The sequence below is a fragment of the Bacteroides acidifaciens genome (assembly GCF_024623065.1).
GTDB classification, from domain to species: domain Bacteria; phylum Bacteroidota; class Bacteroidia; order Bacteroidales; family Bacteroidaceae; genus Bacteroides; species Bacteroides acidifaciens.
Genome location: NZ_JANJZR010000112.1, coordinates 1 through 9855, shown reverse-complemented (window position 1 = coordinate 9855; position 9855 = coordinate 1). Strand labels below are relative to the sequence as shown.

The 9855-nt window shown below is 37.3% G+C and carries 9 protein-coding genes; all 9 read right to left on the bottom strand.

The annotated features are described in order from the left end of the window. Positions 1–929: O-antigen ligase family protein (locus NSB03_RS19070; protein WP_257466584.1), on the bottom strand; the 929-nt coding region annotated here is incomplete at its 3' end. 30 nt (positions 930–959) lie between these two features. Continuing rightward, the gene (lepB, locus tag NSB03_RS19065; RefSeq protein ID WP_257466583.1) at positions 960–1835 is read right to left on the bottom strand and encodes a signal peptidase I; all 876 of its coding nucleotides are present in this window, start codon (positions 1833–1835) and stop codon (positions 960–962) included. Beyond that, positions 1832–3724 carry a glutaminase domain-containing protein gene (locus NSB03_RS19060; RefSeq protein WP_024988732.1) on the bottom strand — a complete coding sequence of 631 codons (1893 nt, stop codon included), beginning with the start codon at positions 3722–3724 and terminating at the stop codon, positions 1832–1834. The genes lepB and NSB03_RS19060 overlap by 4 nt, the downstream gene beginning before the upstream one ends. Then, positions 3715–5721 carry a discoidin/SUN/FTP domain-containing protein gene (locus NSB03_RS19055; protein ID WP_257466582.1) on the bottom strand — a complete coding sequence of 669 codons (2007 nt, stop codon included), beginning with the start codon at positions 5719–5721 and terminating at the stop codon, positions 3715–3717. The genes NSB03_RS19060 and NSB03_RS19055 overlap by 10 nt, the downstream gene beginning before the upstream one ends. A gap of 6 nt (positions 5722–5727) precedes the next feature. Beyond that, the gene (locus NSB03_RS19050; RefSeq protein ID WP_434219055.1) at positions 5728–6588 is read right to left on the bottom strand and encodes a DUF1573 domain-containing protein; all 861 of its coding nucleotides are present in this window, start codon (positions 6586–6588) and stop codon (positions 5728–5730) included. 28 nt (positions 6589–6616) lie between these two features. Continuing rightward, a complete protein-coding gene (locus NSB03_RS19045) occupies positions 6617–7675 on the bottom strand; it encodes a BF3164 family lipoprotein (protein WP_024988733.1) in 1059 nt (352 codons plus the stop codon). 337 nt (positions 7676–8012) lie between these two features. Continuing rightward, on the bottom strand, positions 8013–8255 hold the full coding sequence (locus tag NSB03_RS19040; RefSeq protein WP_136015041.1) for an NVEALA domain-containing protein: 243 nt from the start codon (positions 8253–8255) through the stop codon (positions 8013–8015). Between the two features lie 212 nt (positions 8256–8467). Further along, complete coding sequence (locus NSB03_RS19035; protein ID WP_024988902.1) at positions 8468–9556, bottom strand: BF3164 family lipoprotein; 1089 nt, start codon at positions 9554–9556, stop codon at positions 8468–8470. Next, positions 9519–9758, bottom strand: coding sequence for an NVEALA domain-containing protein (locus NSB03_RS19030; protein WP_024988901.1), 240 nt, complete (start codon positions 9756–9758; stop codon positions 9519–9521). The genes NSB03_RS19035 and NSB03_RS19030 overlap by 38 nt, the downstream gene beginning before the upstream one ends. Between the last annotated feature and the right edge of the window lie 97 nt (positions 9759–9855).

Below are 9855 nucleotides of genomic sequence, written 5' to 3'. Positions count from 1 at the left end.
CAAAATGCAATTACCAGCGAGACAACCAATAAGAAAGGAATCCCATATTCCATCGCCACTTGCAGATATTCATTAAATGCATACTCCGGACTACCTGCCACCAACTCTTCTGTCTCCGAAAATTCCCCATTTGCAAAATAGTTTTCTTGCGCTCTGCCATAAGCTGAAACAAAGTTCCCTGTGCCATGTCCTATAACCGGACTTTCGGCAATTGCCATACTACTTATTTTCCACATGAACAAGCGTCCGTTGGCAGAAGTCGCTTTTAGCTGAAAAAGAGCATAACCTGCCACTATGATTATAACGCTGCCTGCAATGCAAGCCAATACTAGTTTTTTCTTATATTTTCGTCCAAATTCCTTTAATCTACTTCCCCATGAAACGTGCATCCCATATACCCATGTACCCGATATTGCGGCAGCAATCCAAGCCGAACGGCTCATTCCGGCAGGCAGTACACAAAGAATCAACAGCATAACTCCTAATGCGATGTAATACTTTCCCTGTTCCGCCCATGTACGTTCTGTTTTTTCTTTCAAGCTTAGCCATTCATACAGGCAAAGCGGGAATATCATCGCCAAATATCCCGAATAAGGTCCCGGATTATAGAAAGATCCTGTAAGCGCATATAAAGAATGATTGGAAACAGCCAGGCCGTATATCTGTCTCAATCCCCAGACAACTTCGATTCCTCCCAATATAATCAATACCCATGTCACGATAGTTGGAAAAGACAAATAGTTTTTTCTATTCAGACAAAAGGATAATAGACAGCAAACGACGAAAACAAAAAGCATGCGTCCCAACCATAGTTTTTGATATGCCATTTCACCGACAGGAATATCATTCGAAGTAGCAAAAACTACTACGCTCAAAATTGCCGCAACTCCTGTAAGAGTTATCACATCCGCCATATTCTTCTGTGTCATCCGCATCAATTCCAACTTTATTTTCGTTCTTTATTTGATTTTCTGCATAATTCTGTCCCAACGGGGTTTCTCCGTAAATTTATCTTCCGAATACCAGATACGGGTAGCTTTACCTACAATGTATTCTTCCGGCAACATCCCCCAATATCTCGAGTCCTGCGAATTTGCCATATGATCACCGGAAACAAAATAATAGTTCTTTTTAAAGCGATACTGGGTAATAACGCTGTCCCCCAATACTATCTGTCCGTCTTTTATACGTAGTTTCTTCTTCTGTTCCCACCCTATCAATTGCCGGTATAAAAGGCAGTTCGTACGGTTCATCATTACTATCTGACCTTTCTTGGGAATCGGCAAAGGTCCGAACTCGCGGATCGTCCAGCCCAGTTGTTTGTCATAAGGAAATGTACCTACCACAATGCCATGCTGTTCCGGATGCTTCAGATTCGCCAGATATTGCTGGGCATCGTAGTTTCCCAACTGTTCGTCACAACCACGTACTTTATAAAATCCCCCACGAATCTCCAATGTATCCCCCGGCAAAGCAATACAACGCTTTACGTAATATTGCATTACATCCATCCGGACACTGTCCCAACGGTTCATCTGATAAGGGAAATTAAAAACCAGTATATCATTTCTCTTGAAACTCCCCCATCCGGGCATCCTGCGGATAGTGACATCCTCATTATCCAAGGCTGCAAACACATCGAACAGGCGAGCCCCCTTTATCATCTTATTGACCAGTATCCGGTCGCCGTCCTTCAATGCAGGTTCCATAGAATCCGAAGGTATCCTGAATGAAGTAAAACAGAACAGTTGCATCAAGAACAGAATAACCACCATACAGAATATGAAGAAAGCAAAATTCTCCAATATCGCCCGAATTCTCTTTATCATGCTCATAAGTTTCCCTTTAATTGAATCAATTTATAATAAGCTGCCAGCCCCAACACACATTTCACACGTTCGTCATTTTCATCCAACAACCCGATGATAGGATATGTCTCTTTCTTCATCTTCTGTTGCAGATAATCCGCCCACACCTCCAATTGCTCCCAATGCATACCAGCATAATCAAAGTCCTGTTCCGCTTCTACAATAGCAGTTGTCATCATCAGCATATTGGCAGCCGCTTCTACGGCACAGTTTTCTAATTTCACCTGTTTACTGGCAACAGGATACAAGCCTATATCATACGGTGGGTAGTTCTTGATCCAATGAATATCTTCACAGTACTCGAATATGGGATCCAACAAACCTCTCATCCAGTCGGTACGATGAAAGAATAACAATGCCGGAAAACTCTTATAAGCTTCTCTGACATTACCCAAAGTATCACCAAAACAAAAAAGCTTATTATCCGAAGATGACATAAACCTATGAGAGGATACAAAATTACGATAAGCAGGAAGCATTTGTTCCGCCAATGTCTTATCCCCCGCCTGAAGTGCTTTGGTATTCCATCGGTTATCCAAAATATCACATTCCGCCTTAAGTTCCTTATATCTATTCCCTACAGATTTCATTAATTCTTTTACCTCCCTTGTCCCATCACTATTCCAAAGAGGAGACAGAGCCTCGCCATCATATTGTAGCACCTGTCCTTCTTCATATCCGACAAGTAATACCCCACTACTATTCTTATCCCTTTCATTTCCCACGTACAGCTTTTGAGACAAGATGGCATGACCATCCATACATGAAAAGGTTGTTTCATCCGCTGCCATAGCCAAATACAAGCTGTCGGACTTCACAAAACGCCAATCCTGTTCAATCCAACTATCAATTTCCCTCTTGTCAAACATCCACTCCGTATCCACGTCGAACAAAACTTCCACCGCATGTTCCTTTCCGCTTTCCGTACAGACCTGATAGGAAAGAAAACCGACAGGCCAGTCTGTCAGATCCCACTTTTCCGACAAGGAAGGTGAGACAAAGTCAATCTGAAGATCCACCTCTCCACATTGGAAAATAAATTGAGTCTGCGTAGCTTGCACATCTATCTTTTTCAAAGTTGCAGGTTTCGCATCGGCATACGTTTTATTTTCGATATACAAACCAAAATCCAATAAGCCGGCACCTCCCGTATTACGGCAATATGCAGCCAGGACATTATCTCCATCAACTATTTGACTAACAGCTTCATCAGTCAAGCGTTGACATTTCGTTAGATGCGTAAATCCATTCTCTAACAGAAATCCCCCATTACAAAAAAGCTTTATTTGATCGTCACATACATAACGGGCATACACTTTATGGTTTTTAAAAACCTCTTTATTGTCCACCTTGATATGCCTGCGGACGTAAATATTTTCCGCTCCCCACAGCGTATGAGCCGGATAATAATACCCTTTTACCGGGCCAAAAGCCCCTTTTCCTTCACTCCACCAAGAATCGTCATATATCCTCTGTTCCCATCCTTTTCCCGGAAACAAGAAAGAATATTTTCCCGTCCACCCGACAGTATCCTCCGAAAGAGAGGCTAAAGGAGATATACGTAAAGAATCACCTCCCATGAAACGATAAAGTATGCCGTCTACACGTAAAATACCAGTTATCGGAAACGCCTTTCCGGTTTTCAACTGCGGGTAACTTTTATTTAATGTATCCCCCGTTAATTGGAGACTTAAACTGGGGGTAACAGCCAACAGCGTATGCCTGGAAGGAACAATACCGGAAAGATGCGAAATCTTCTCCTCCGAATAAGAACAAGCATATATCAGAGAAATAATACCTGAGATTACAATTATTCTCCATGCCACGACAAGCCTGATATGAGTTCTTATTTCCATAGTTGACTCCCGTTTTCATAAATAAAGATTCTTTCATCCAGTCCGCGCGTATGATTTCTCAGAAGTAACAGCGTATTTACGGGAATATCCCGAAATACCAATGAATCGGCAGCCGCCTTGATTTTTCCGGCAGACTTCCAATCCCTGTCACAATAGAACAACTCATATAAATCATCAGGACGAACATAGTTATCTCTGTTGCGCGGAGTATATACAATACGGTCTACACGAACTTTTCTGCCCAAGTCAAGCCCCGCCCATCCTCCGGTAGGCTTAAAATAGTCAAAAGAAGTCCATGTTTTCCCGTCAAAGACATTGGTATATTCATGCGTTCCGTCATGTTGACTACATCCGGGAGTCCCTATGATCTTCCCTGACAGAGCAGCGGTATCATTCTTCTCGTAAAAAGCGACTTCCGAAATATTGCAAAAGCCTTTAGCAGGACCAAAATATCTAAGATAACGATATTCTTTATCAGACCAACTCTTGACAGTCGTATTCAAACGATTAGGTTTGCCTTGTATAATAAACAAAGTATCTTTTTCCAGAAAGTCAGGATGGTTGCTCCCTTCAAAAACTCCCCCTATCATTTTATTTCTGAACCTGTTTTCTATTTCAATATTACATTTTGCATATAATACCACATCTTGCCTCTCTTTTCCTACAGGGTAATAATGAATTTCATCATTCTGTTTATCAGCATAAAAAGGATCAGTCAAAAAACATAATTCCCCATTCTCATAGGTAGCAACTCTCATAAACGAACCTTTCCGTACATACTGAAACGCTAAGTGACCGGCATCATATACAGTCCAATCAACGGGTGTCCAACGATCCCTCGCACTGACACATAGATAAGCAATTTTTCCGTTTCGTTTTGTTTTATACTGTTTGTCTAAAGGAATAACCAATTCTTTCTTAAAATTATAGCCATATCCATAAGTTACGTCTGTAAATTTTGGCAAACGCCAAAAAGGATATACTTCTTCACCATACTTTGCCATTTGTTCATACAGGCCTCTATTCACACTGAAAGTATATCTATACACTTTGGAACTATCATCCCACCGATACCACCAATTCTTACGTACAGGTCTTAATTTTTGCGGGAAATCGGTCATATACTCCTCTCCATCCTTATTCCATGTTGTCAACCAAAAATGCCCGGCATTTATGTAACTTCGTGCAGGAACAAAATCTATGGCACAAGGAATACCCAAAGCACGGAATAGATACACAGCAAAATCGGTCACTTCCCTACATGTACCGGATAAGTATTGTACATATTCCGGCCCTATATGCCCAAATGGATAGGGCGTTACAGAAGTATAATAATAGCTTTTATCAGGCAATTTACTTATTAGATAATTAGCGGCAACCACAGGGTCTTCAATATCCAATGAATCAGACATACGCAATGAATCCAACAACGAATTATATTTTTCATAGTACGTTTCACGCCAATAAGTTAATGGTTCATCCCCTATCCGGTAAGGTAGTAAGTACTCACAAAATGTTTCAAATGAGATATTCTTTCCCCAAGGTTGTTCCTGCCAAACTTTGAACGCCCAATCAATGTTACGGCATAGATAAGCGGAATCTATCTCCATAATATCCCGCTTCTTACTGGGCTCTTTCATAGGACCATATATTTTCTTTATAGAATCAACTACTTGTTGCGGTGTTTTACCTTTGCTCTTTTTCAACCATGTATAGTAAGATTTATAATTTTCTAATTGTTCTCCATAGGAATAGGTATAAAAAGGCATATTCTCTATCAGAAAGCAAGCAGCTTTATATTTTAAACTATCAGCAGGATTCTTTTGATAATGATGAAGTACTTTCTCCAATTCCTTACGATTTACTCCTGAAGAACGTAAAGATGCTTCTACAGATGTTATTTTTTCGTCTTTTGAAAGTGACTCTACCAACTGTCCTCCCATAAAGGCAAATAACAGAATGAGAACAAATGGAAAATACCCTACTCGTTTTACCATATACTTTTATTTTGCATCTCCAATAATTCTCAATTGTAAAGGTGATTCCTTTGCATTACAATACACGGTTATAGTTTTATCGAAATGCTCTGGATATTCTGCTTGATACTTTATCGTCAATATTAAATTCTTTCCCGAACAAACAGGCTCTTTGGAATATTCAACTGTAGTACAACCACAAGATGTTATTACATTCTCAACTACCAATGATCTTTTACCAATATTAGTTAATATAAAATCTACTGTTTGCTCTTGCTTCCAATCAAAACTATCTAATTTAATGGATTTTTTATTAACCTCAACCTGTGTTAATGGTTTATCAATATGCGTATAAGCTGATTCCCCTGAAATTATTTTCAAATATAATTCTTTTATTTTAGGATTTTGTACAGGATTACCTATCGCTAGCACCTTATTTTCTTTATCCAATAATAAAGTGTGGAACTGCATTTCAACAGGAAAATGGTTTAACTTATTAATACTATCTTTCTCATCTATACAAACAGGGTAATCAAAATTTTCTGTTTTAAGCAAATGTTCAACACTTTTCTTGTTCATAGGATGTATAAAAAACAACACATTACATTCCGGAAATGTATCTTCTAATTGTTTAATAAAAGGCTTCCATGCATCAAGTTTCAAATGACATCGGAGACAACCTATTGAATCAATATACGTTAATACTTTATAGCTACAATCTTTTTCAAAATAACCAATAATAGTATCTTTAGCAAATCTAGTAAAAGTGGGGTTATTAGGAAATACTATTTTCTTATAGCTCCACTCTTCAACTATTTTTTTTATATTCTTCTTGTTTCGTTCATTACATGAAAACAAAGAAGAACATACAAAACAAATCAAACACACATAAATATATCGACACGTCATCACCTATCTATTTTAATTTAAATTTTATTAGTTCAGGATCAGGCATATTAGAAAAAGCATATAACACCTTATCTTCATCATCTACACTAATCAATGTGACAGGAATGTTCAACTCGTATTTTTTTACAGCATTTCCATTCCAATCGAATACATAAATAATTGTACCAGTAAGTGCTTCCAAACCTTTTTCTTTAAAATTCTTACCAGAGTAAAGCGCATATACATATTGGGGAGAAGTACCCAAACTAATAAATGTACTATTATTTAAGGATGAAATGGGAGCTGCTCGCATATCTCCGTCAACTTGCGTCTTATAAACAGGATAATTCATCTCATATTTCTTTATTAAAGAAATATCAACAGTATCCATCTTGTAAAAATAAATAATTTCAGAAGTATTCACTGCATAAACAAACTTATTCATATTTGAATTTACACGGATAATACCTTGATAAGCCATACCACGCAAGTTGTTTGCTATTTGCTGTTCCTTTTTGTCTCTATATGGATATTCTGCATATTTCTTTTCTTCAATTAGCCCAGACCCCCAAAGCCTAAACATACAATCTTCATAAAAGCCTAAAGATACAAAAGTATTAAATGCTGTAGGAAGCACCTTAATCGTCCCAGGAATTGTATCCTTAATTAAAATTGAATAATTACGAATTCCTGTTTTTATTTCAGGTATACTCAAAACGCTCAATGTTTTTTTATATAAATCATAAACACTTATAGTTTTTTTATTAAATAGTTGAAAATCAAAAGGCATTAAAAATTCATCAATACCTTGCCCTTTCTTTCCAAAATCATATATTGAATCTAAATTATTCAAATTTACTAAATGAAATAACCCATTTTCTGACTTTTCGTCAAATACCATAATTGCTGAATCACAATATAGCATGTCCATTGGAGTTCCCCAAATATAATTGTTTGATGACATTTTCTCGTATTCTAAGAAAACTTTACTGGTAAACAAATTATCCAATCGACTATTTATCTTATTATTTTCACAACTATAAAAGACAATCGATATAAAAAAAATAAAGATATATTTCAGTTTCATTATATACTAATTAAAAATAGCTTATATAAATATCATAATTAAATTATAAGAAGGTGTGAAAAGTATATTTCTTACACACTTACTATCACACCTTCATTAAATTTAGGAATATAGTTTATAGCCTTTTATAGCCAATCCATCACTATATATAACACAAATTCCAGATGTAACTACACAAAAATCAAAATCAACTTCTGCATTATTAGCTAACGCATCAACGTTGCAAAGCAATAAGTTTGAAGATGTTTTAGCATTCCAATTGTAGCCACAAAATGTAGATATAAATAAACAAATTACAGCTACTACAACAAATAAACATTTAGTTCTCATTATATTTCTAAATATATGAACGATATTCACCAAGACATGCACCCCAATCTCCTAAAGTTCGACAGATTTGCAATCTTGTATAGACGCAACCAACACACTCACTTCCACTTTCTCTCGTATCAGCTAAAGCTTCTATATTATTCAGTGCCAAGCTGGACAACTTCGCATTATTCTGCGAAGTATACGCATTGTATCCCGTAACGATAGCAATGGCAACAACGGCTATAAGCCCCATTATTTTCTTTTTCATTTTGTAGTTTTTTAAATTGCACTTTTTCGTTTTTCTTCTGTATCTATCATTTCAACAGAATAGCAATAGTTTGCTACATTAATTTTTTATTCTTATGTTTGTATCTGAATAACCTCCTTTCTTTTTAGGGGTTAAGGAGCAGATGATATGTAAGCAAATCCGCCAAGATGAACAAACGCATCATTCTGCTCCTTATAATCAAGTCAATTCTCTCATACGCTACCAAAGCTAAACTTTACTATTGGCTGATCGCTATTTACATCTGTCGCCATTATTGTTTTAGTAGCTTCATCCACCCAAATACCATATATATAATGGTCGAGTACATATTTACATAACGGTTCTCCTTGCAAACTAAATACATAAATATATTTTCCTCCGTCAGGAAGCTTTCCGCTTTGTCTCGCTATCTCCTTAAAGGGCGTTCCATGAAACACCGCATAAATGGCACTATCCGTTACTTGAACATCACTGAATCCCATGATGCCTGTTGGTATACCATATCCATCAGATACTTTGAATTCAGGTTCGTCATGCTCACCGATACGAACAACATGAGTACTGTCTTTCAAATTATAAATTTCAACCACCTCGCCCAGTTGAGTGACAGCAGCTAAAACGCCATTATGGGGATTATAATCTAAAAAGCTACGCCATGCCTGTGCTAATGCCGGACGGGCTTCTTGCAAAGCTTTCTCATTCGCTGTAGGTATAGCGCCTATCTTCTCTATAAGTTTACCTTCGCAACTAACCTTTAAGAAACGACTCTCACCTGAATAGTCAGGAATGACAAATGTCGTATCATTATATATGGCAAAATCAAGCGGTCGAAGTATATCTTCATCCAATGTTACCGTTTCCTCACGAAGCAGTGAATCACCGGATGAAGAAAAATCTAACCTGGTTAATTCGCTTTTGTTGGCATCCAACGTCCATACTTTATGGTTATGAAAACGGAAGTTTTCCATTGACAACATTTCCGTTGGAGAATCGCCTCGTCTGCCAAAAGAAGATAGATACCGGAAACTTGGGTATTGGAATAAGTGCCCATAATATTCGGAACCATGCAAATCCATCACAATAGCTTTATCCCCTTTTATCCGTATCCGAAAAGGATAGCGGAACAAGGCTGTATCAAGCTCTATTACTTCTCCTCTCAATTCTTTTTCTTGCAGGAATCCAGAATAGGAAAATACATTTTTTCCATATTCCTTATGGCTATTATTACAAGAAAACAGAAATAAAAGACAAACAAACAGAAAGCTAACGCCACTTTTCAAGGCTGTATCCTTCGGCAACATAATCAACTTTATCATGCGATGCAGGACAATCTATGGATCCTCTACCCAAACATCTAACCGGTCGCATAGTTTCACCAGCAGCTAATGCTTCAATATTATATAAAAGTAATGAACTCACTTTATCTTGATGAGAACTTTGCTTTTTAATGGCTGCAATAGCCACTATACATAATAAAAATAAAAAAACAGATAACTTTTTCATTGTACTTTTTTTTATAGGATTAATTAGAGTTCCCTGAATAATTTACTCATCTCCAATACCTCAACACGCAAATCCCTGCATCGGTATAATTATTCTC

Excerpts from the sequence above, each read along its gene's own strand:
- NSB03_RS19060 (WP_024988732.1), bottom strand. The coding sequence starts at position 3,724 with ATGGAAATAAGAACTCATATCAGGCTTGTCGTGGCATGGAGAATAATT.
- NSB03_RS19030 (WP_024988901.1), bottom strand. The coding sequence starts at position 9,758 with ATGAAAAAGTTATCTGTTTTTTTATTTTTATTATGTATAGTGGCTATT.
- NSB03_RS19055 (WP_257466582.1), bottom strand. The coding sequence starts at position 5,721 with ATGGTAAAACGAGTAGGGTATTTTCCATTTGTTCTCATTCTGTTATTT.
- NSB03_RS19035 (WP_024988902.1), bottom strand. The coding sequence starts at position 9,556 with ATGTTGCCGAAGGATACAGCCTTGAAAAGTGGCGTTAGCTTTCTGTTT.
- lepB (WP_257466583.1), bottom strand. The coding sequence starts at position 1,835 with ATGAGCATGATAAAGAGAATTCGGGCGATATTGGAGAATTTTGCTTTC.
- NSB03_RS19040 (WP_136015041.1), bottom strand. The coding sequence starts at position 8,255 with ATGAAAAAGAAAATAATGGGGCTTATAGCCGTTGTTGCCATTGCTATC.
- NSB03_RS19045 (WP_024988733.1), bottom strand. The coding sequence starts at position 7,675 with ATGAAACTGAAATATATCTTTATTTTTTTTATATCGATTGTCTTTTAT.